Here is a 23,215-nt window from a genome sequence, read left to right on the forward strand (position 1 = left end):
GGCGGGGACATGCCACTATCAGGGCGTCGGCACCGCGGCCGGCCGGGAAATCCCCCCACGGGAATCTTCCGGCGGGGTCACGCGTTGTGACTGACGTATCGGACTTCTATCGACGTAAGGATCCAATGACCTCCTCTTCTTCCCTTCCCCAGGACGCGCAGGACGCGCAGAGCGCCACGGAAAGCAACTCCGAGAGCCTCAACGAGAGCCTTCGGGCCGACGCCCTGATGGAAGAGGACGTCGCCTGGAGCCACGAAATCGACGGCGAGCGGGACGGCGACCAGCTCGACCGCTCCGAGCGCGCGGCACTGCGTCGCGTGGCCGGGCTCTCCACCGAGCTCGAGGACGTCACCGAGGTCGAGTACCGGCAGCTGCGACTCGAGCGCGTCGTGCTGGTCGGTGTCTGGACCTCGGGCACGGTGCACGACGCGGAGATTTCGCTCGCGGAGCTTGCGGCACTGGCCGAGACGGCGGGCGCGCAAGTGCTCGACGCCGTCTTCCAGCGGCGCGACAAGCCCGACTCTGCCACCTACATCGGCTCGGGCAAGGCGCTGGAACTGCGCGACATCGTTCTCGAATCCGGGGCCGACACCGTCGTCTGCGACGGTGAGCTCAGCCCGGGTCAGTTGATCCATCTGGAAGACGTCGTCAAGGTCAAGGTGGTCGACAGGACCGCCCTGATCCTCGACATCTTCGCCCAGCACGCCAAGTCCCGAGAGGGTAAGGCGCAGGTGTCGCTGGCACAGATGCAGTACATGCTGCCGCGACTGCGCGGCTGGGGTCAGTCGCTCTCCCGGCAGATGGGCGGTGGCGGATCCAGCGGCGGCGGGGGCATGGCGACCCGTGGTCCCGGTGAGACCAAGATCGAGACGGACCGGCGTCGTATCCGCGAGAAGATGGCGAAGATGCGCCGTGAGATCGCGGAGATGAAGACCGGCCGCGAGATCAAGCGCCAGGAACGCAAGCGCAACAAGGTGCCGTCGGTCGCGATCGCCGGTTACACCAACGCCGGAAAGTCCTCGCTGCTCAACCGCCTCACCGGTGCGGGCGTCCTCGTGGAGAACTCGCTGTTCGCCACCCTTGACCCGACCGTGCGCCGGGCGGAGACACCGACCGGCCGGATCTACACCCTGGCCGACACCGTCGGCTTCGTGCGTCACCTTCCGCACCACCTCGTCGAGGCGTTCCGCTCCACCATGGAGGAGGTCGGCGAATCCGACCTGATCCTGCATGTGGTGGACGGTTCCCACCCGGTGCCGGAGGAGCAGCTCGCTGCTGTGCGCGAGGTGATCCGGGAGGTCGGGGCTGTCAACGTGCGCGAGGTCGTCGTGATCAACAAGGCGGACGCGGCGGACCCGCTCGTGCTCCAGCGGCTGCTGCGCACCGAGAAGCACGCCATCGCCGTGTCGGCCCGCACGGGTGCCGGCATCGACGAGCTGCTCGCTCTGATCGATGCAGAGCTGCCGCACCCGTCCGTCGAGATCGAGGCGCTCGTGCCCTACATCCAGGGCGGACTCGTCTCCCGGGTCCACGCCGAGGGCGAGGTGATCTCCGAGGAGCACACCGCGGAGGGCACACTGCTCAAGGCGCGGGTGCACGAGGAACTCGGAGCGGAGCTCGCGATGTTCGTGCCGGTGACCGGCTGACAGCACCGATCTGCTTCCGGGGACATGTTCTCCGGGCAGTGCGCAGACCGAAGGCCCGGACCCCTCAGGGGGCCCGGGCCTTCGGCCATGGCGCGTGCGGGCCCGGCCCGACTACCGGCCCGCGAACTTCTCGCTCATCATGGTGAAGATGCTCCGCGCTCCCTCACCGAGCTGAGGACCTGCCAGCCAGCCCGCCGTGACCGGGCCGATGGAGGTGTTGGAGACCAGGACGGACTTGCCGTCGGGGCCTGCAACGAACCAGCCGCCGCCGGAGGAGCCACCGGTCATGGAGCAGCCGATGCGGTACATCGTCGGCGTCCCGGGACTGACCGAGAGGCGGCCGGGGCGGTCGACGCACTTGTGCATGAGCAGTCCGTTGTACGGCGGACCCGCCGGGTAGCCCCAGGCGCCCATGCCGCTGATCTGCTGGATCTCGGGGGCGTCGAAGTCGACGGTGAGGGCGTTGCCCACTGTTTCCTCGAGCGACTTGGTGCCCTTCTCCGGTTTCACGTGGAGCACCGCGTAGTCGTACGGGGCTCCCGCGCCGCCCGTGTGGCCCCCGTCGGCGATCCACTCGCCGGAGGACGCGGCCCAGTCCGCCCAGTACGCACCGTACGGAGCGATCTCCTGAGGCTGTGCGCTCTCCAGTGCGGCGGCGGACTTGCCCTGGTCGTTGTACGAGGGGACGAAGACGATGTTGCGGTACCAGCCGCCCTCCGAGCCGGCGTGGACGCAATGTCCGGCGGTCCAGACGAGGTTGGACCTGCCCGGGTTCTCCGGGTCCTTCACCACGGTGCCCGAACACACCATGGAGCCCTCGGGGGAGTCGAAGAAGACCTTGCCGACCGGGGCCGCATGCTTGTGATAGGGCAGCTTCTCGGGCTCGGCCCGGACCGGTGCGGGCTCCGGGTCGCTCACGCCCTGGTCGCCGGAGAGGTCGCCGGCCGACATGGTCCTGGCCGGGTCCTTGGCCGTCTTCATCCGGTCGGGCTTCCACAGCCCCTCGATGACAGGGTTGACGAAGTCCTTGGCTTCACGCAGCCACGTGTCCTCGTCCCAGTTCTTCCATTCGCCCTTCTTCCACTTCTCCGGATCGACGCCGTGCTTCTTGAGGGCGTCGGCCAGGTCCGCGGGCGTATCACCCGGGTCGGACCCCCCGGTGGATCCGGTGGATCCCGCGGTTTCGGCTGCAGGTTTTGCTGCGGCGTTGTCCTCGCTCGGACCGCAGGCCGTGGCGCTGAGTGCGAGCGCCGCGACGAGGCCGGTGGCAGCCAGCAGCGGACGTATCGGTCGCATGGAAAAGATCCCCCTGAATGCTGTGCGAATTGCCATGAGCGCGTCATGTGGGTGCGTCGGCGCACCCCTGACCATTCGTGGTGCGGAGCCCACCTTATGACGTGGCGGCACTCCGAAGCCTTCCGTGGGGCCCGCACACCCACCCAGGCGCCACGGCCCCCGGTACGTCAACTGCCGTACCGGGGGCCCGATGTGCTGCCGCTCGTGCGAGAAGGAGCGGACGCGACCGGATCTACCGGCCCGCGTACTTCTTGCTGACCGCCGTGTAGATCCCCTGAGCCTCCGAACCCAGGCGGGGTCCGGCCAGCCAGCCCGCCGTGACCGGGCCGATGGAGGTGTTCGAGACCAGGGCGGGCTTACCGTCCTGGCCCGCCGCGACCCAGCCACCGCCGGAGGAACCACCGGTCATCGTGCAACCGATGCGGTACATCGTCGGATCGTCCTCGGCGATGGAGAGGCGGCCCGGCTTGTCGGAGCACTGCAGCGCCTTCTGGCCGTCGAACGGCGGCGCCGCCGGATAGCCGGTGGCCGTCATGGTGTCGATCTCCGGGACGGCCGGGGCGTTGAAGTCGACCGGCAGCGCCGAACCGACGGTCTCCTCCAGGGACTTGCCCGTCGCACCCTTCTCCGGCGTGACCTGCAGGACCGCGAAGTCGTACGGAGCGCCCTGCCCGCCCGTCGAGGCGCCCTGGGCGATCCACTGCTCGGAGGTCTGTGCCCACTGGCCCCACCACACGCCGTACGGGGCGATCTCCTCCTTGGTCGCGTCCTGCAGCTCGGCCACCGACAGGCCGCTGTCGTTGTACGACGGTACGAAGGCGATGTTGCGGTACCAGCCACCGTTCTTGCCCGCGTGCACGCAGTGCCCCGCGGTCCACACCATGTTGGACTTGCCGGGGTGGGCCGGGTCCTTCACCACGGTCGCCGAGCAGACCATCGAGCCCTCCGGCCCGTCGAAGAGCAGCTTCCCCGACTCGGGCGCGTTGCTGTTGTACGGGGTCTTCACGCCCGCGGCCCGGACCGGAGCGGGAGTCGGATCCGTCACGCCCTCGTCGCCCGAGATGTCGTTGTCGACAGGCTTCTCCGGGGACTTGTCGGCATCCCGCATCCGGTCCGGGTCCCAGAGGTCCTCGATGATCGGGTTGACGTAGTCCTTGGCCTCACGCAGCCACTTGTCCTTGTCCCAGTTCTTCCACTCGCCGTCCCTCCACTGCTCGATGTCGATCCCGTGCTCCTTGAGCCGGTCCTTCAGATCGTCAGGGATGGTGACCTTGCCGTCGGACGAGTGCTCGGCGGCGGCGCTCGGCTCACTGCTCGCCGCGTCCTCCTCCGGGCCGCAGGCGGTCGTGGTGAGCGTCAGAACAGCGGCCAGGGCGGCTGCGGCGAACACGGGGGAGATGCGGCGTGCGCTCCTCCCGCGGCGTGCGGTATCGATCTGGCGGATGGGTCGCATGTGGTGATCCCCCTGGGACTTCGTCACTTACTCGGTACTGCACTGCGGACTGCTGGGTGCACGCGGCCTTGCCCGGTGGTACGGCGGCGCGCGCACCGAGGGCGTAGGAGCGGCAGCCCGTCCTGAGTGCGGCCCCCACTATGCCGGTGCCGTGGGGGACGGTACGCGGCAGGGCCACGGTTCCGTCTCCGCAAGGATCTTCCGATTTACCCGTGATCCCCGGCGTCCCGCGTCGTTGGTACGTACGGGGGACCCCCGGACAGCGTTCACCCACGTCGTCCGTTCCCGGGGCACCGTACTGACGTGCAACGCAACTGTTACAGCAGGAGGACGACCAGCCGTGGCCGTGACCGAACCAGCTCCGGTGGCTCCGCCCGCTGCGCACGAGGGGATTCTGCGACGACAGGCACTGCGTGAATCGGCGGCCCGTACGTACGCACGATCTCTGCCGATCGTGCCCGTGCGGGCGAGGGGTATGACCATCGAAGGTGCCGACGGGCGGCGCTATCTCGACTGCCTGTCCGGAGCGGGCACCCTGGCTCTCGGACACAACCACCCCGTGGTGCTCGAGGCCATCAGAAAGGTCATCGACTCCGGAGCACCCCTGCACGTGCTCGATCTGGCCACACCGGTCAAGGACGCCTTCACGACCGAGCTGTTCGCCACCCTGCCCCGGCAGTTCGCCGACAACGCGCGGATCCAGTTCTGCGGCCCCGCGGGAACGGACGCGGTGGAGGCGGCGTTCAAGCTCGTGCGTGCCGCGACGGGACGCAGCGAACTCCTCGCCTTCACCGGCGCGTACCACGGGATGACGGCCGGCGCTCTGGCAGCGTCGGGCGGAGCCCCGGACGTACGAGTGACGCGGCTGCCCTTCCCGCAGGACTACCGCTGCCCCTTCGGAGAGGGAGGGGAACGGGGCGCGGACATCGCCGCTCGCTGGACCGAGAGCCTCCTGGACGATCCCAAGGGCGGTGTTCCCGCTCCTGCCGGAATGATCCTGGAACCCGTCCAGGGCGAGGGCGGAGTGAATCCGGCTCCCGACGGCTGGCTGCGCCGGATGCGGGAGATCACCGAGTCCCGCTCCATCCCGCTCATCGCGGACGAGGTACAGACCGGCGTCGGCAGGACCGGGACCTTCTGGGCGGTCGAGCACAGCGGCATCGTGCCCGACGTGATGGTGCTCTCCAAGGCCATCGGAGGCTCGCTGCCGCTCGCCGTGATCGTCTACCGCTCCGAACTCGACGTCTGGCAGCCGGGCGCCCACGCGGGTACCTTCCGGGGCAACCAGCTCGCCATGGCCGCAGGCGCCGCCACCCTCGCCCACGTACGGGAGAACGGGCTCGCCGAGCGTGCCGCGACGCTCGGGGCGCGCATGCTCGCCAGCCTCCGGGCGCTGAGCGCGGATCACCCCAACATCGGTGACGTCCGAGGCCGTGGGCTGATGATCGGGATCGAGCTCGTCGACCCCGAAGCCGCACCTCTCGCCCGCACCGCGGAGATCGGTTCGCCCCCGATCCCGCCCCCGCCGGACCCGGCACTCGCCGCCGCGGTCCAGCAGGAATGCCTGCACCGGGGCCTCATCGTCGAACTCGGTGGGCGCCACGATGCCGTGGTCCGACTCCTTCCTCCGCTCACCCTCACCGACGAACAGGCAACGGCCGTGGTCGACCGCCTCGCCGACGCGCTGAGGGCCGCAGAGCGCTCGCCGTACCGTCGGGCCGCTGCCGGGCCGACCCGCTGATCCCGGACCCCTCACCAAGGAAGACCGCCGTGAACCCCACCCCTGCGCCCGAGGCCGACGGCCCTCCCACCAGCCAGCAGCGAGGACAGAACCTGCCGGACGGCCCTCTCGCCTTCGAATCGACGAGCGTGCCCAGGCAGAAGGTCGGGCCACACGGAACCCGGCACACTCCGGCCGCCGGCACCGCAGGCACGCTCCCGGAAGACCTCCCCGACGCCCCGGACGCCCTGACCCGGCCTGATGCGTCCGGTCTGCCGGACCCCCTCGGGCACCCGGACCCCCTCGGGCACCCGGACCCCCTCGGGCACCCGGACCCGCTCGGGCACCCGGACCCCCTCCAGGCCGCGGACGCGGCGGGCACGGAGAACCTGCTGCGCTGCTGGGTCAGGGAGAACGACCTGCCCCGGCCGAAGGGCAGCACCCTGCGCGTCCCCCTGCCCGCCAGTGGTACGGCACTCCTCGCCCCCGTCATCCACTGGTCCGCGACGGGGTGGCACCGTTTCGGCACGCCCACCCTGGAGAACGCGCCCGGAGCCGCAAGCGTCGATGCCGTCACCGTGGCCGCACTCATGGGACGTGAGACCTGCAGGAACGCCGGCGTGGACATGGTCGCCCGAGTGGCCGACTCGGTCAGGCGCACAGCCGACTTCATCGCGGACCGGCGCCGCGAACCCGCAGCTCACCCCGGGGCCGACCTCTTCCTCACGGCGGAACAGTCACTCCTCCTCGGCCATCCGCTGCATCCCACGCCGAAGAGCCGTGAAGGTCTCTCCGACTCCGAGACCCGCCTCTATTCACCCGAGTTGCGCGGCTCCTTCCCTCTTCACTGGATGGCTGTGGACCGGTCCGTGCTGGCCACCGGCTCGTCCTGGACCCAGAGCGGGCGTCCGGTGTCCGCGGAGGAACTCCTGGCACCCCACTTCGAAGGGCTGCGCCTCCCCAGCGGAACCACGGCGCTCCCGCTCCACCCCTGGCAGGCCGCGGAACTCAAGCGCCGCCCCGAAGTCGCCGCACTGTGCGAGAAGGGGCTGCTGCACGACCTCGGCCCGCACGGGGAGGAGTGGCACCCCACCTCCTCCGTACGCACCGTGCACCGGCCCGGTGCCGGGATCATGCTGAAGCTCTCTCTGGGAGTACGCATCACCAACTCCCGTCGGGAGAACCTCCGCAAGGAACTCCACCGCGGAGCAGAGGTCCACCGGCTGCTCGGCACCGGACTGGGTGACCAGTGGCGGAAGGCCCACCCGGGCTTCGACATCGTCCGGGACCCCGCATGGCTCGCCGTCGACGCCCCGGACGGCAGCCCGGTCCCGGGCCTGGACGTGATGCTCCGCCACAATCCGTTCGGCCCGGCCGACGACGCCGTCTGTATCGCCGGACTCACCGCACCGCGCCCCTGGCCGGGCCGTGCGGGCATGCACTCACGACTCGCGGAGATCGTGGCCCGCCTCGTCTCCCGTACCGGAAGGACGCCCCAAGCCGTCTGTGCCGAGTGGTTCCTGCGCTATCTCGACCGCGTCGTCCTCCCCGTTCTCTGGTTCGATGCGACCGCCGGTGTGGCCCTGGAAGCCCACCAGCAGAACACTCTCGTCCTCCTCGACCCGGACGGCTGGCCGGTTGGCGGCAGGTACCGCGACAACCAGGGCTACTACTTCCGTGAGTCCCACCGCGCCGCACTCGAGCACCGGCTTCCCGGTATCGGCGCGGTCAGTGACACCTTCGTCTCCGACGCTGTCACCGATGAGCGCCTCGCGTACTACCTCGGCATCAACAACGTGTTCGGACTCATCGGAGCCTTCGGGTCCCAGCGGCTCGCCGAGGAACAACTGCTCCTTGCCGCGTTCCGCCGGTTCCTGGAGGCGGCGGTGCCCCTGGGGTCGCCACTGCCCGCATATCTGCTCGGAACCCCGCAACTCCGCTGCAAGGCAAATCTGCTGACCCGACTGCACGGTCTCGACGAACTCGTCGGCCCCGTCGACACCCAGTCCGTCTACGTCACCATCGCCAACCCCCTCCGCGCCTGACAGGCAGGACCGTCCGAAACCACGAGAGGAGAGCGTCACGGTGCCTCCCGCCGATGCGCACGCAGATGCCGGAACCGGTGCCGCCCCACCGGGTGTGACGAGTGCCGAGGACACCCTGGACCTGCGGCTGACCGAAGAGCTCCTCGCCCTGCTCGGCGACGAACAACCGGCAGCAGTCGTCCGGCCCCCCGACGTCTCCGATCTACTCGGCAGCCCTGCCGCATGGCGCCCGGTCACCACCTCCGCCGGTGTGTTCCAGCTGGTTCCCGTCCAGCCGGCACGCGATCTCGCGATGATCAGCCGCTGGATGAACGACCCCGCGGTCGCCGCCTTCTGGGAACTCGCGGGACCGGAATCGATCACTGCCGGTCATATCCGTCGCCAGCTCGACGGAGACGGCCGCAGCGTCCCCTGCCTCGGAGTACTGGACGGCAGGCCCATGAGCTACTGGGAGATCTACCGCGCGGACCTGGACCCACTGGCCCGTCACTACCCCGCCCGGCTCCATGACACAGGCATCCACCTCCTCATCGGCGGTGTGGACAACCGAGGCCGGGGCATCGGCACCACACTGCTCCGCGCCGTCTCCGACCTCGTACTCGACAACCGTCCCCTGTGCGCACGCGTCGTCGCAGAGCCCGATCTGCGCAACACCCCTTCCGTCTCCGCCTTCCTGAGCGCTGGTTTCCGCTTCTTCGCCGAAGTGGAACTACCTGACAAGCGAGCCGCCCTGATGGTTCGCGACCGAGCCCACCGTGCACAGCTGTGAACAACTCGCTGCCTTACCTACACCGCTCGAACCCCATCGGTTCCCACCCGAGGAGTCCCCGTGCAGACATACCCTGCGAGCCACAACTCAGCGGAGCCTCAGACGCTGCTCGACGCACCGGAACTGAACCGGGCACTCTGGGACCGGGCCGCAGTGCGGCTGCTGGCGAAGATGATCAGTGAGTTCGCCTACGAGGAAGTCATCGAGCCCACAGCGCGACCGGGGAACGACGGCAGCTACGCCCTGCCGCTCGACGACGGTGGAGCACTGCACTTCCGCGCGAGGCGCGGCGTCTACGGCAGCTGGCGCGTCGACCCGGACTCGATCCGCGAGCTCCCACAGGAGGACACCCCGGCGGCCCACGGAGGAAACGACAGCGGCACGACGTTCCGTGACCCTCTGCAGTTCCTCACCCGCGCCCGTCACCTGCTCGGGCTCGACGGTGCGACGCTCGGCCACCTCATCCGCGAGCTCACCACCACGCTCGCTGCCGATGCCCGGCTCGGTCACACCGCACTCGGCGCGTCACAGTTGGCCGAGCTTCCGTACGCCGAACTGGAAGGACACCAGACAGGCCATCCCTGGCTCGTGGCCAACAAGGGGCGCCTCGGATTCTCCGCCGCCGACGCGGCCCGCTTCACCCCCGAAGCCCGGTCCGCCACCAGGCTGCCGTGGATCGCGGTCAGCACGCGCATCGCGGGGTATCGGGGCGTCAAGGCTCTCGCGACCCCCGAGCACCTTTACGCCCAGGAACTGGATCCGGCCGTCCGGGCCTCCTTCGCCACCGTTCTGCGCGCCCGCGGCCTCGACCCTCAGCACTACCTGTTCCTTCCGGTGCACCCGTGGCAGTGGGACGAGTGGGTCGTCCCGCTCTTCGCGCCGGCGATCGCGGACGGCGCGATCGTGCCCCTGCACGCCGACGACGACCTGCGGCTGCCGCAGCAGTCCATCCGTACCTTCACCAACGTCGGACGGCCCGACCGGCACACGGTCAAGCTGCCGCTGTCGATCCTCAACACACTCGTCTGGCGAGGTCTCCCGACCGAGCGCACGCTCGCCGCGCCGGCAGTCACCGCATGGGTCCAGGGCCTGTGCGACAGCGACCCCTTCCTGCGCGACACCTGCGGAGTCATCCTGCTCGGAGAGGTCGCGTCGGTGACGGTCGAGCATCCGCTCTACGACCATCTTCCCGAGGCGCCCTATCAGTTCAAGGAGATCCTCGGCGCGATCTGGCGAGAACCCCTGCAACCGAGGCTGGCACCCGGCGAGCGTGCGCGCACGCTCGCCTCTCTGCTGCACACGGACGCAGCAGGCCGTGCCTTCACCGCCGAGTTGGTCGCCCGCTCGGGGCTGACACCGGCCGCCTGGCTGACGAGGCTCTTCGCCGCGCTGCTGCCCCCGCTGCTGCACTTCCTGTACCGCTACGGCACGGTCTTCTCCCCGCACGGCGAGAACGCCATCGTCGTCTTCGACGAGAACGACGTACCGGTACGCCTCGCGATCAAGGACTTCGTCGACGACGTGAACGTCAGCGCCCAGCCGCTGCCGGAACAGGACCCGATGCCCCAGGAGGTCCGCAGCATCCTGCTGACCGAGGACGCGTCCTTCCTCACCCAGTTCATCCACTCAGGGCTCTTCGTCGGCGTCTTCCGCTATCTGTCCCCGGTCTGCGAGGAACAGCTGGATGTACCGGAGAGTGAATTCTGGTCACTCGTCCGGGCCGAGATCCTCCGGCATCACGCCCGGTTTCCCGAGCTCAAGGAGCGGTTCGAGATGTTCGACATGCTGGCGCCGAGGATCGAGCGTCTCTGCCTCAACCGCAACCGTCTGCATCTGGACGGTTACCGCGACAGGCCGGAGCGCCCGCACGCGGCCGTCCACGGTTCGGTTCCCAACCCGCTCCACCTCTCCGCGTGAGGCCGGGAGTGAACGCCGGTGTCAGTGGTGAGCCGTAGGGTGGTCGGGCTATGACGAAGCCATCTCTCCCCGAGCTCCTGCACGCCGCCGTCACCGCTGTCGGCGGTACGGAACGGCCCGGCCAAGCCAGCATGGCCTCGGCCGTTGCCGAGGCTGTCGACGACAATGCCCACCTCCTCGTCCAGGCCGGTACGGGCACGGGCAAGTCCCTCGGATACCTGGTGCCCGCGCTGGCACACGGGGAGCGGGTCGTGGTGGCCACAGCGACCCTCGCCCTCCAGCGCCAGCTGGTGGAGCGGGATCTTCCGCGGACGGTCGACGCGCTGCAGCCGCTGCTCCGCCGCCGCCCGCAGTTCGCGATGCTCAAGGGCCGGTCGAACTATCTGTGTCTGCACCGTCTGCACGAGGGGGTGCCGCAGGAAGAGGAGGAGGGGCTCTTCGACCAGTTCGAGGCCGCTGCTCCGTCGAGCAAGCTGGGCCAGGACCTGTTGCGCATGCGTGACTGGTCGGACGAGACGGAGACCGGAGACCGGGACGACCTCACGCCGGGCGTCTCGGACCGGGCCTGGGCGCAGATCTCGGTGTCCTCGCGGGAATGCCTCGGTGCGACGAAGTGTGCGTACGGTGCGGAGTGCTTCGCGGAGATGGCACGGGAGCGCGCCAAGCTCGCCGACGTCGTCGTCACGAACCACGCCTTGCTCGCCATCGACGCGATCGAGGGTGCGCCGGTGCTTCCCAAGCATGAGGTGCTGATCGTCGACGAGGCTCACGAGCTGGTCTCGCGGGTCACGGGTGTGGCCACCGGCGAGCTCACGCCCGGCCAGGTGAACCGTGCGGTGCGCCGTGCGGCAAAGCTGGTCAACGAGAAGGCTGCCGACGCGCTGCAGACCGCCTCGGAGGGCTTCGAGCGGGTGATGGAGCTGGCTCTGCCGGGACGTCTCGAGGAGGTTCCCGAGGACCTCGGCTACGCCCTGATGGCGCTGCGTGACGCCGCGCGCACCGTGATCTCTGCCCTCGGCTCCACGCGGGACAAGTCCGTCCAGGACGAGGACGCCGTGCGCAAGCAGGCCATGGCGTCGGTCGAGTCGGTCCACAGCGTCGCGGAGCGCATCACGCAGGGTTCCGAGTACGACGTGGTGTGGTACGAGCGCCACGACCGCTTCGGGGCGTCCGTGCGCGTCGCGCCGCTCTCGGTGTCGGGACTGCTGCGCGAGAAGCTCTTCGCCGACCGGTCGGTGGTCCTGACGTCCGCGACGCTCAAGCTCGGAGGGGATTTCAACGGGGTGGGGGCGTCACTGGGCCTCGCACCCGAAGGCACCGCGGGCGAGGATGTCCCGCAGTGGAAGGGGCTGGACGTCGGATCGCCCTTCGACTACCCGAAGCAGGGCATTCTGTATGTCGCCCGGCATCTGGGGACCCCGGGGCGGGAAGGCTCCCGCACCGACATGCTGGACGAGCTCGCTGATCTCGTGGAGGCGGCGGGTGGCCGGACCCTGGGGCTGTTCTCCTCCATGCGGGCGGCTCAGGCCGCCGCCGAGGACCTGCGCGGCCGGCAGGACCGGCCGATCCTGTTGCAGGGCGAGGAGACACTCGGCGAGCTGATCAAGAATTTCGCAGCGGACCCGGATACCTGTCTCTTCGGAACGCTGTCGCTGTGGCAGGGCGTCGACGTGCCCGGTTCGAGCTGCCAGCTCGTGGTGATGGACCGGATCCCGTTTCCCAGGCCCGACGACCCGCTGATGAGCGCGCGACAGAAAGCGGTCGAGGAGGCCGGTGGCAACGGCTTCATGGCGGTCGCGGCCACGCACGCCGCCCTGCTGATGGCGCAGGGGGCGGGCCGGCTCGTCCGTGCGACGGGTGACAAGGGCGTCGTCGCCGTACTGGATCCACGCCTGGCCAACGCCCGGTACGGAAGCTACCTGCGGGCTTCGATGCCCGACTTCTGGTACACCACGGACCGGAACCAGGCACGGCGCTCGCTCGCGGCCATCGACGCGGCAGCCAAACCGGCGCCGTAGCGGACATGGCAGGGCCCCGGGATCGGCGCAGGGATCCCGGGGCCCGGTCCGAACCGGCGGATTCACACCCGCCGCAGCACCGCCACGACCTTGCCGAGAATGGTCGCCTCGTCACCCGGAATCGGCTGGTACGCGGAGTTGTGCGGGAGCAGCCAGACATGGCCGTCCTCGCGCTTGAAACGCTTGACCGTCGCCTCGCCGTCCAGCATGGCGGCCACGATGTCCCCGTTCTCCGCGACGGGCTGGCGCCGGACGGTGACCCAGTCCCCGTCCATGATCGCCGCCTCGATCATCGAGTCACCGACGACCTTCAGCACGAAGAGCTCGCCGTCACCGACGAGCTGGCGGGGGAGTGGGAAGACGTCCTCGACGGACTCCTCGGCGAGGATCGGCCCGCCGGCCGCGATCCGTCCCACCAGCGGGACGTACGAAGCCGCGGGCTTCCCCGTGGTGTCCGTCTGCTGGGTGCTGGGCTGATCCGAACCCCGTACCTCGTACGCCCGGGGACGATGAGGGTCCCGGCGCAGGAAGCCCTTGCGCTCCAGGGCCATCAGCTGATGAGCGACGGACGACGTGCTGGACAGTCCCACCGCCTGACCGATCTCTCGCATCGACGGGGGGTACCCCCGGCGCTGTACGGAGTCACGGATGACCTCGATCACCCGCCGCTGCCGGTCCGTGAGCCCCGAGCTGTCCGCCCGGATTCCTGGAGGCCGGCCGGGCAACGAGCGCGCGGGGCGCGTGGGCTCCGGCCCCTCCGGGTTCGTGCCTGAGTCATTCATCGCATGCACCGGCTCAAGTCGGCTCTGGGAGCGGTGGTCCTGGGCAGTGATGGTGGCACTGTCTGCGGTGGTGGTCACGTCGGCCCCTCTCGAATGGTCTCCCTAGTTGGACAACGGTAGTAGCTTTCGAAAGGTTGCGCCAAACACACGTTCGAGTGAAAAACAAATAAAGGCCCGCCGCAGCCTCTTTGTGAGGTGTATGAGCGGACTTCCGGGCGAGGGGAATCCGGTCGGTCACGCTAGCGTCAGCGGGTCCACCGGCGGTGCCCGGGGGCCCGGTCCACCGGCGGTGCCCGGGGTCCCGCGCGGGGGTGCCGTCCGGGCTCGCGCGAGGGTGCTTCGAAGCGCGCCCAGGAGCCCCGCGCCAGTCTGCCACCCGGCGGCCCCGGATCCGGGCAGTCGTGCGTTTCCCGTACCCTCGTGCCGGGTCGTAGGCTGCGCCCGGGGCGCCCGTCGGGCGACGACACGCGCCGGGGCGAAAGTGACGCCGAACCCTAGATCTAGTGGTTGGATTGGTTCAGCCGCCCAGGACTTGTGGTCCCGGTCCTTCGGGGCTGAGTCCATCGCCTATGCTTGAGGCTGCCTCGAAGGTCCGTGACGGACCTGAACAGGCCATTCAGTCGTGCTGTGAAGGAGGGTTGGGAGCCATGCACTGCCCCTTCTGCAGGCACCCCGACAGCCGGGTCGTCGACAGTCGCACCACGGACGACGGGACGTCGATCCGACGGCGTCGTCAGTGCCCCGACTGCTCCCGCCGTTTCACGACGGTGGAGACCTGCTCGCTGATGGTGGTGAAGCGCAGCGGCGTGACCGAGCCCTTCAGTCGGACCAAGGTCATCTCGGGCGTCCGCAAGGCATGCCAGGGGCGGCCCGTCACCGAGGACGCCCTGGCCATGCTCGGCCAGAGGGTCGAAGAGGCGGTCCGGGCGACCGGCAGTGCCGAGTTGACCACGCACGACGTGGGCCTGGCCATACTGGGCCCCCTGCAGGAACTCGACCTCGTCGCGTACCTGCGCTTCGCGTCCGTGTACCGGGCGTTCAACTCGCTCGAAGACTTCGAGGCCGCCATCGCGGAGCTCCGCGAACAACGGCCTCCCGCAGAGGAATGCGGGAGCGGCGAGATCCTCGAGGTCCCCGCACCCGCCGCTGTCGCCGCAGATTGATCACGGCCGCCGACCGGCAGGAAAGACGAGGTCGACGGCGGGCGGCACCAGACCTGCTCCCGGCGCCCCACGCGGCGTCCGGAGTATTCAGACACAGACTGTGCCCTGGGAAGAACTGGGCACTTCAGGGCGTTTTTGCCCACATATGGGAGGCGGCATGACAGAGACGGCGAGCGGCCCGGCACGAGGTTCCCGCACCAAGGGAGCCAAGTCGACTGCGACCAAGCAGGGTCTGCGCATCGAGCGCATCCACACCTCTCCCGGCGTGCATCCGTACGACGAGGTCGCGTGGGAGCGCCGTGACGTCGTCATGACCAACTGGCGCGACGGCTCGATCAACTTCGAGCAGCGTGGCGTCGAGTTCCCCGACTTCTGGTCGGTGAACGCGGTCAACATCGTCACCAGCAAGTACTTCCGGGGGGCCGTCGGCACGCCGCAGCGCGAGACCGGTCTGCGACAGCTGATCGACCGGATCGTGAAGACGTACCGGAAGGCCGGCGAGGACTACGACTACTTCGCCTCGCCCGCCGACGCGGAGATCTTCGAGCACGAGCTGGCGTACGCCCTCCTGCACCAGATCTTCAGCTTCAACTCGCCGGTCTGGTTCAACGTAGGCACTCCTCAGCCGCAGCAGGTCTCGGCCTGCTTCATCCTGGCCGTCGACGACTCCATGGAGTCGATCCTCGACTGGTACAAGGAAGAGGGAATGATCTTCAAGGGCGGCTCGGGAGCCGGCCTGAACCTCTCCCGCATCCGCTCCTCCAAGGAGCTCCTCTCCTCCGGCGGCAACGCTTCCGGTCCGGTCTCGTTCATGCGGGGCGCCGACGCGTCCGCCGGAACGATCAAGTCCGGTGGTGCGACCCGCCGCGCGGCCAAGATGGTCATTCTCGACGTCGACCACCCCGACATCGAGAACTTCATCGAGACCAAGGTGAAGGAGGAGGAGAAGATCCGCGCCCTTCGTGACGCGGGCTTCGACATGGACCTGGGCGGCGACGACATCACGTCCGTCCAGTACCAGAACGCCAACAACTCGGTCCGCGTGAACGACGAGTTCATGAAGGCAGTCGAGTCCGGCGGGAAGTTCGGCCTCCGCGCCCGCATGACCGGTGAGGTCATCGAAGAGGTCGAGGCCAAGTCCCTCTTCCGCAAGATGGCCGAGGCGGCCTGGGCCTGCGCCGACCCGGGCATCCAGTACGACGACACCATCAACCAGTGGCACACCTGCCCGGAGTCCGGCCGGATCAACGGGTCGAACCCCTGCAGCGAGTACATGCACCTGGACAACACCTCGTGCAACCTGGCCTCGCTGAACCTGATGAAGTTCCTCAAGGACGACGGCGAGGGCAACCAGTCCTTCGAGGTCGAGCGCTTCGCCAAGGTCGTCGAGCTGGTCATCACCGCGATGGACATCTCGATCTGCTTCGCGGACTTCCCGACCCAGAAGATCGGCGAGAACACCCGCGCCTACCGTCAGCTGGGCATCGGCTACGCGAACCTCGGCGCCCTCCTGATGGCGACCGGTCACGCGTACGACAGCGACGGCGGCCGTGCGCTCGCCGGTGCGATCACCTCGCTGATGACCGGCACCTCCTACCGGCGCTCCGCCGAGCTGGCCGCGGTCGTCGGCCCGTACGACGGCTACGCCCGCAACGCCGATCCGCACCAGCGCGTCATGAAGCAGCACTCCGACGCCAACGGCAAGGCCGTCCACGTGGACGACCTGGACTCGCCGATCTGGGCCGCCGCGACGGAGGCCTGGCAGGACGTGATCCGCATCGGTGCGAAGAACGGCTTCCGCAACGCGCAGGCCTCGGTCATCGCCCCCACCGGCACCATCGGTCTCGCGATGTCCTGCGACACCACCGGCCTGGAGCCCGACCTCGCCCTGGTCAAGTTCAAGAAGCTCGTCGGCGGCGGCTCGATGCAGATCGTCAACGGCACGGTGCCGCAGGCCCTGCGCCGGCTCGGCTACCAGCCGGAGCAGATCGAGGCGGTCGTCGCCCACATCGCCGAGAACGGCAACGTCATCGACGCCCCGGGCCTCAAGCCCGAGCACTACAGCGTCTTCGACTGCGCGATGGGCGAGCGTTCCATCTCGGCCATGGGCCACGTACGGATGATGGCGGCGATCCAGCCGTGGATCTCCGGCGCGCTGTCCAAGACGGTGAACCTGCCGGAGACGGCCACCGTCGAGGACGTCGAAGAGGTCTACTTCGAGGCGTGGAAGATGGGCGTCAAGGCGCTCGCGATCTACCGCGACAACTGCAAGGTCGGCCAGCCCCTCTCCGCGAAGACCAAGGAGAAGGAGAAGGCGGCCGTCACCGCCAAGGCCGAGGACACCATTCGTACCGCGGTCGAGAAGGTCGTCGAGTACCGCCCGGTCCGCAAGCGTCTGCCCAAGGGCCGTCCCGGCATCACCACCTCCTTCACGGTGGGCGGCGCCGAGGGCTACATGACCGCCAACTCCTACCCGGACGACGGTCTCGGTGAGGTCTTCCTGAAGATGTCCAAGCAGGGTTCGACCCTCGCAGGCATGATGGACGCCTTCTCGATCGCGGTCTCGGTCGGTCTGCAGTACGGCGTGCCGCTGGAGACCTACGTCTCCAAGTTCACCAACATGCGCTTCGAGCCGGCCGGTATGACGGACGACCCGGACGTGCGGATGGCGCAGTCGATCGTCGACTACATCTTCCGTCGCCTGGCGCTCGACTTCCTGCCCTTCGAGACGCGTTCGGCACTCGGCATCCACTCGGCCGAGGAGCGCCAGCGTCACCTCGACACGGGTTCGTACGAGCCCTCCTTCGGGGACGACCAGCTGGATGTCGAGAGCCTGGCCCAGTCCGCCCCCGTACAGGTGGAGCCGCTGAAGGCGGTCGCGTCGCCCAAGGAGAGCGTCGCCGAGACGCCGGCTCCCAGGACGGCACACACCTCGGCCGAGCTGGTCGAGATGCAGCTCGGCATCAGCGCGGACGCTCCGCTGTGCTTCTCCTGCGGGACGAAGATGCAGCGCGCCGGATCCTGCTACATCTGCGAGGGCTGTGGCTCGACCAGCGGTTGCAGCTGACATCGGCTGACTGACGCGTGAAAGGGGAGGGGCACCGGCTGATGAGCCGGTGCCCCTCCCCTCTTGCGTGCCAGGCCCCGCGCGTCGGCTCCGCCGGGCTACGAGGCGGAAGCGCTCGTTGCGGAGGAGGAGGAGGAGGGCCTTCCCCCGCCGGGGATCACCGGGCGGGGGATGCGGGTGCGCTACTCGTCGATCAGGTCACACCGCAGGAAGGAAGGAGGGAGACCGGCGGATCGGCATCTGCGGTGGGCCGGAAGCGGGCCGTCAGCTGCGGGTGACCTTCCCGGCAGGGAGGGCCCTCGCTCTCAGCTCCCGGGGAGGCGGTTTCCCATGACCGCGGCGAACGAATCAGGGTCACCGTCGTATCCGCGAACGGCCGCGTGGAAGCCCCAGGACCCCGAAGCGTTCCGGGTGAATTCCGCGACGACCGCGGCCGTGGCCGCGGAGACTCCCGAGAAATCGTCCTCGTCCAGATTGGTGTAGCCCTCGCGGATCTGCACGGCCGTGTGCTCTATCTGGCCGAAGGTCTTCCGTCCGTCGCGCTGCTGGATGGCCACCCCGACGACGACCCTGGTGTACACGTCCGAGAGCCGGTCCAGCTCGATGGTCATCACCTCGTCGAAGCCGAAACCCTGGCCTGTCCTGCTGTCCCGGTTCAGGGTGATGGTGCCGTCCGGCGAGCGGCTGTCGAAGTGCACGAGATAGGCGGGGCTGCCGTACGGGGCTTCCGACTCGTACGTGGCCGCGATGATGTCGAGGTCGTTGGCGGGCTCGCCGGTCTCGCTCGGGTCCCACTTGACCCTCACTTCGACCTTCTCGATGTCCTTGTTGGGAGTGCTCATCGGACTTCCCTCCTTGCTGCTGGGCCGACGGACCTCTTCCACCCCGATGATGTCCGTAACTGTCCGTGGATCCAACCACGTTGGGTCGGCAGGGCGGATTCGGGCCATCGCCTGGCCGAGGATGTCCGGTGCCGTGGCCGGCCGGCCGGACGACCGCCCGGAGCGTGACTCGCGCCACCTTCGGCGCCGTACGATGGCCCGGTGCTGGTCAAGTGGATTCGTTGCACCGTGGTCGACCGTCGCGGTTTCGAACGGGGGCAGCGGAAGTGGGCGGGGCTGCTCGGTGAGCCGGGGTTCAGGGGGCAGAGCGGTGGGTGGAGCCGGGGGAAGCCCGATGTCGCCCATGTGTTCGCATTCTGGGAGAACCGGGTCTTCTACGACTCCTTCATGGCCCGGGAGCACGACCGGCTGGCCGCTTCCCAGTCCGGGATGTACAAGGACATGCAGGTCAAGCTCTTCGAGTGCCGGTTCGACGTGAAGACCGGCTTCGAGCCGCTCTTCACCGATGCGGACGTGCTGAGAGTGGCGCACAGCCGGGTGTTCGAGGACCGCGTCGAGCATTTCGCACTCACACAGAAGCAGGTGTGGAACCCGGCGATGGCCGGTTCCCCCGGCATGCTCCGCGGGGTCTTCGGAGAAGCGCCGGGGTGTGAATTCCTGGTGCTGTCGATGTGGCAGTCGAGTGCCGAACGTGGCAAGTACCGGCCCGAGAGCCTCGCGCGGCTGTCCGCACTGGCGCAGACGGAGACGGACGTCAAGGCGCTCACCGGGGACGTGGTCCAGCTCGAGGCGTCCTGGACGGTGTGACCGTGCCTCCTCGCGACCGGCGTTCCCCCGGTCACATACGCCGGATGGAGCCGGTACGACTGCTCGGTCACGCCGGACGGCAATTAGGGTCGGTACATGGCGCGACCGCAACGCATAGTTCTCGTCCGGCACGGCGAGTCGGAGGGCAATGCCGACGACACGGTGTACGAACGTGAGCCCGACCACGCGCTGAGACTCACGGCTACCGGTCTGCGCCAGGCACGGGAGACCGGAACGGAGCTGCGCGAGCTGTTCGGGGACGAGAAGGTCAGCGTCTACGTCTCTCCCTACCGGCGCACCCACGAGACGTTCCGGCTGTTCGGTCTCGACGTGCGCCAGGTACGCATCAGGGAGGAACCACGGCTGCGCGAGCAGGACTGGGGCAACTGGCAGGACCGGGACGACGTCAGGCTGCAGAAGGCCTACCGCGACGCGTACGGGCACTTCTTCTACCGCTTCGCGCAGGGCGAGTCCGGGGCTGATGTGTACGACCGGGTCGGAGCGTTCCTGGAGAGTCTGCACCGCAGCTTCGAGGCCCCCGACCACCCGGAGAACGTTCTGCTGGTCACCCACGGACTGACCATGAGGCTCTTCTGCATGCGCTGGTTCCACTGGTCGGTCGCCGAGTTCGAATCGCTGTCCAATCCCGGCAACGGTGAGTCCCGCACGCTGCTGCTCGGCGAGAACGGCCGGTACACGCTCGACCGGCCCTTCGAACGGTGGCGCACTCCCGAGCCGTACGGCCGTACCGGATAGAGTGGTGGAGCGATGACCGTTGACTCCGCTTTTGACCGGCGCTTCGAACGCGCTCTGGCCAGCCTGCGTGGACTGTCCGTGGGAGATGCCCTCGGCTCCCAGTTCTTCGTCCCGGCCAACTACCCGCTCCTCAAGAGGCGAGCCCTGCCGCCCGGTCCCTGGCAGTGGACCGACGACACCGAGATGGCATGCTCGGTGCTCGCCGTCCTGGCCGCGCACCAGCGCATCGACCAGGACGCGCTCGCGCACTCCTTCGCCGAGCACCACGACTTCGACCGGGGCTACGGGCCCGCGGTGAACCGCCTGCTCAGACTGGTCCGGGAGGGCGGTGACTGGCGTGAGCTGGCCTCTGCCCTCTTCCAGGGCCAGGGGTCCTGGGGGAACGGGTCGGCCATGCGCATCGCACCGCTCGGCGCCTGGTACGCCGACGACCCGGAGCAGGCCACCCACCAGGCCGAGATCTCCTCGTACACCACGCACCAGCACCGCGAAGCCGTCGTGGGCGCCATGGCCGTCGCGGCAGCCGCCTCGCTGGTCGCCTCGCCGGACGGGCCGCCGACGCCCGAGGGCCTGCTCGACGGCGTCGTCGCGCTCGTCCCGCGCAGTGCGGTCGGTGCCGGGCTGCGCCGTGCACGCGACATGCTCGACTACCGGGACGCCGGGACGGTCGCGGCCGTCCTCGGCAACGGCCGCCGTACGAGTGCGCACGACACCGTTCCGTTCGCTCTCTGGTCGGCGGCACGCAGTCTCGGCGACTTCGAGCGGGCTTTCTGGGTGACTGCGCAAGCAGGCGGCGACGTGGACACCACCTGCGCGATCGTGGGCGGCGTCGTCGCCGCGGGCGAGGCCGGCAGACCTCCGGCCGACTGGCTGGCCCTGACGGAGGAGCCGCCGCGCTGGCTGAGCGGGGCTCACGTCTGACGGCCGACCGGCTGCCTCCACTTGTCACGGTCCTGCCACAGCAGCCCCCCGGATGCCTTGAGACGCCGGGACGGGGCTAATCTTTCGGCCACGCCGCCCTCATTGATCTTGAAGGGCGTGCGCCGATGAGACGCCGGGGCCGGCGCGCCGCCACGTGGCCGTGCGGAAGGACCCCGGTGGGGGAGGGGTCCCATGTCCGATCAACCGTCCGAGGCAGCCCGCCGGTCCGAGGCTTCACCGGCGCCCGGGGGCGTCCAGGCAGCCGGCACCGTGCCCGAGCCGGCCGACGCAGGGGCTCCCGAGGATCCCGGCAGACAGAAGCCGGATCCTCAGGAGCCCGCGCGGACACGGGCAGGGGTTCCGGCCCAGGATTCCGGCCCGGAGCCGCCGGTGCGGCCCGCCTACCTCCAGGGGCCACCACCGCCCGCCGACCCCTGGCAGCGCCGCACGCAGAAGTCGTCGCCGGGCGTACTGGCCGGGCTCCGGCCCTCATCGCCGTCCGCGATCAGGGCCGCGACGCTCTGGTCGGTCCTCGCCACGGCCCTGCTCAGTGCGCTGCTGCTCGGCGACGGCCTGGGACCGAACCTTCTCCTGGTCGCCGTGCCCGCGACCCTGGCGGCGTTCTTCGCGGCACAGGCGGCAGGGCGCAGGTTCCGCCCGTGGACCGTTACGTGGGCTGTCGGAGGCCTGGCGCTCCTGGCGGTTCCCGCACTCCGGGACGCGGGCTGGCCCACCTTCCTCGCCGTCGTGTCGGCACTTGCCCTGGGCTCGCTCGCGCTGCACGGCAGCCGAAGCTGGCTGGGGGTCCTGATCGGATCGCTGGGGCTGTTCCACTCGGTTCCGGCGGGCCTGCGCTGGGGTGTGCGCGGCGTGCGCGACCGTGCCGACGATTCCAAGGGCCATGTGCGTACGGCGGTACGCAGCGCGGTGGTGGCCGTCGTCCTGCTGATCGTGTTCGGGGCACTCTTCGCCAGCGCCGACGCGGCATTCGCGGATCTTCTGGGCAACCTCCTGCCCGACCTGTCTCTCGGCGACGCGCCGTGGCGGGTCTTCCTGTTCGTGCTCGGGCTCGTCGGCGCACTCGCTGCCGCGCACACCGCGGCCGCCCCGGTGCGCTGGGACGGCATCACCGTCCGTCCGGGACCGGCCCGCGGCAGAGTCGAGTGGGCGCTTCCGCTGATCGTTCTCAACCTGCTCTTCGCCGCCTTCATCGCGCTTCAGCTCGCCGTCCTGCTCGGCGGGTACGACAAGGTGCTCGAGGAGACCGGACTGAAGCCGGCCCAGTACGCACGCCAGGGCTTCTGGCAGTTGCTCTGGGCCACGGTCCTCACCCTGATCGTCATCGCACTCGCGCTGCGCTGGGCGCCGAGGGGCAGGTCGGGTGACCGGACCCTTGTCAGGGGTGTCCTCGGTGCCCTGTGCGTGCTCACGCTTGTCGTGGTGGCCTCGGCGCTGCGCCGCATGGACCTCTACGTGGACTCCTTCGGCCTGACCCGATTGCGGATCTCCGTCGCTGCCGTGGAACTCTGGCTCGGTGTGGTGCTGGTCCTCATCCTCGCGGCGGGCGTATTCGGCGCCAGGCTGCTGCCGCGCGCGATCGCAGTGAGTGCCGCTGCCGGTGTGCTGGCCTTCGGGCTGATCTCGCCCGACGGGCTGATCGCGGAACACAGCGTCCAGCGCTACGACGACAACAAGAACATCGACATCGACTACCTCGCGGGCCTCTCGGCCGACGCCGTACCGGCTCTGGACAAACTTCCTGAGCCACTGCGGTCCTGCGCGCTGGAAAGGATCCGACGCGATCTCGTCACCTCGGACGCTCCCTGGTACGCCTCCAGCTGGGGCGAGGCCAGGGCCCGGGACATCCTTGAGGAGCGCACGGTCAGCGACCGTGAGAGCGAGTGCTACGAGCTCGGCAGGGACACCAGTGAGCGGGGATACGAGGAGGAGGACTCCTACGACCCGTACTGATGTCGCTCGCTGACCCCGTTCACTGATTCCGTTCGTACCGTG

At 69.2% G+C, this 23,215-nt stretch carries 16 protein-coding genes; 12 read left to right on the plus strand and 4 right to left on the minus strand.

Annotated features, from left to right (window positions below):
• The first annotated feature begins 125 nt into the window (after positions 1-125).
• A complete protein-coding gene (gene hflX / locus ABZS61_RS28320; RefSeq protein ID WP_356427138.1) occupies positions 126-1,646 on the plus strand; it encodes a GTPase HflX in 1,521 nt (506 codons plus the stop codon).
• Between the two features lie 111 nt (positions 1,647-1,757).
• On the opposite strand, the gene ABZS61_RS28325 is transcribed toward hflX, so the two are convergent.
• Positions 1,758-2,942, minus strand: a complete 1,185-nt coding sequence (locus ABZS61_RS28325; protein WP_356427141.1) for a hypothetical protein — start codon at positions 2,940-2,942, stop codon at positions 1,758-1,760.
• Positions 2,943-3,174: 232 nt separating this feature from the next.
• Entirely contained in the window at positions 3,175-4,395 is a 1,221-nt protein-coding gene (locus ABZS61_RS28330; RefSeq protein ID WP_356427144.1) for a hypothetical protein, read from the minus strand.
• 340 nt (positions 4,396-4,735) lie between these two features.
• Here ABZS61_RS28330 and ABZS61_RS28335 point away from each other — a divergent pair, with 340 nt between their 5' ends.
• The 5 genes from ABZS61_RS28335 (at position 4,736) to ABZS61_RS28355 (ending at position 12,864) form a co-directional block, all read left to right on the plus strand.
• The gene (locus tag ABZS61_RS28335) at positions 4,736-6,136 is read left to right on the plus strand and encodes a diaminobutyrate--2-oxoglutarate transaminase family protein (RefSeq protein ID WP_356427147.1); all 1,401 of its coding nucleotides are present in this window, start codon (positions 4,736-4,738) and stop codon (positions 6,134-6,136) included.
• A 29-nt stretch (positions 6,137-6,165) separates the two neighbouring features.
• Entirely contained in the window at positions 6,166-8,160 is a 1,995-nt protein-coding gene (locus tag ABZS61_RS28340) for an IucA/IucC family protein (protein WP_356427150.1), read from the plus strand.
• 94 nt (positions 8,161-8,254) lie between these two features.
• Positions 8,255-8,929 carry a GNAT family N-acetyltransferase gene (locus ABZS61_RS28345; RefSeq protein WP_356427340.1) on the plus strand — a complete coding sequence of 225 codons (675 nt, stop codon included), beginning with the start codon at positions 8,255-8,257 and terminating at the stop codon, positions 8,927-8,929.
• A 60-nt stretch (positions 8,930-8,989) separates the two neighbouring features.
• Positions 8,990-10,846, plus strand: coding sequence for an IucA/IucC family siderophore biosynthesis protein (locus ABZS61_RS28350; protein WP_356427153.1), 1,857 nt, complete (start codon positions 8,990-8,992; stop codon positions 10,844-10,846).
• Between the two features lie 50 nt (positions 10,847-10,896).
• Entirely contained in the window at positions 10,897-12,864 is a 1,968-nt protein-coding gene (locus tag ABZS61_RS28355) for an ATP-dependent DNA helicase (protein WP_356427155.1), read from the plus strand.
• Positions 12,865-12,926: 62 nt separating this feature from the next.
• Here ABZS61_RS28355 and lexA read toward each other — a convergent pair whose 3' ends face one another.
• Entirely contained in the window at positions 12,927-13,724 is a 798-nt protein-coding gene (gene lexA / locus ABZS61_RS28360; RefSeq protein ID WP_356427158.1) for a transcriptional repressor LexA, read from the minus strand.
• 569 nt (positions 13,725-14,293) lie between these two features.
• Here lexA and nrdR point away from each other — a divergent pair.
• The gene (gene nrdR / locus ABZS61_RS28365; protein WP_356427162.1) at positions 14,294-14,809 is read left to right on the plus strand and encodes a transcriptional regulator NrdR; all 516 of its coding nucleotides are present in this window, start codon (positions 14,294-14,296) and stop codon (positions 14,807-14,809) included.
• Between the two features lie 157 nt (positions 14,810-14,966).
• Positions 14,967-17,876 carry a vitamin B12-dependent ribonucleotide reductase gene (locus ABZS61_RS28370; protein ID WP_356427165.1) on the plus strand — a complete coding sequence of 970 codons (2,910 nt, stop codon included), beginning with the start codon at positions 14,967-14,969 and terminating at the stop codon, positions 17,874-17,876.
• A 305-nt stretch (positions 17,877-18,181) separates the two neighbouring features.
• Here the strand turns inward: ABZS61_RS28370 and ABZS61_RS28375 are convergent, their stop codons facing one another.
• Entirely contained in the window at positions 18,182-18,718 is a 537-nt protein-coding gene (locus tag ABZS61_RS28375) for a TerD family protein (protein ID WP_356427168.1), read from the minus strand.
• A gap of 201 nt (positions 18,719-18,919) precedes the next feature.
• Between ABZS61_RS28375 and ABZS61_RS28380 the strand changes: the two genes are divergently transcribed.
• The 4 genes from ABZS61_RS28380 (at position 18,920) to ABZS61_RS28395 (ending at position 23,173) form a co-directional block, all read left to right on the plus strand.
• Positions 18,920-19,525 carry a YdbC family protein gene (locus ABZS61_RS28380; protein ID WP_356427171.1) on the plus strand — a complete coding sequence of 202 codons (606 nt, stop codon included), beginning with the start codon at positions 18,920-18,922 and terminating at the stop codon, positions 19,523-19,525.
• Between the two features lie 96 nt (positions 19,526-19,621).
• On the plus strand, positions 19,622-20,281 hold the full coding sequence (locus ABZS61_RS28385; protein ID WP_356427174.1) for a histidine phosphatase family protein: 660 nt from the start codon (positions 19,622-19,624) through the stop codon (positions 20,279-20,281).
• A 12-nt stretch (positions 20,282-20,293) separates the two neighbouring features.
• Positions 20,294-21,202, plus strand: a complete 909-nt coding sequence (locus tag ABZS61_RS28390; protein ID WP_356427177.1) for an ADP-ribosylglycohydrolase family protein — start codon at positions 20,294-20,296, stop codon at positions 21,200-21,202.
• 192 nt (positions 21,203-21,394) lie between these two features.
• Entirely contained in the window at positions 21,395-23,173 is a 1,779-nt protein-coding gene (locus ABZS61_RS28395) for a DUF4153 domain-containing protein (protein ID WP_356427180.1), read from the plus strand.
• Positions 23,174-23,215 lie beyond the last annotated feature (42 nt).

It is taken from the genome of Streptomyces sp. NPDC005566, from assembly GCF_040605575.1.
Taxonomy (GTDB): Bacteria; Actinomycetota; Actinomycetes; order Streptomycetales; family Streptomycetaceae; genus Streptomyces.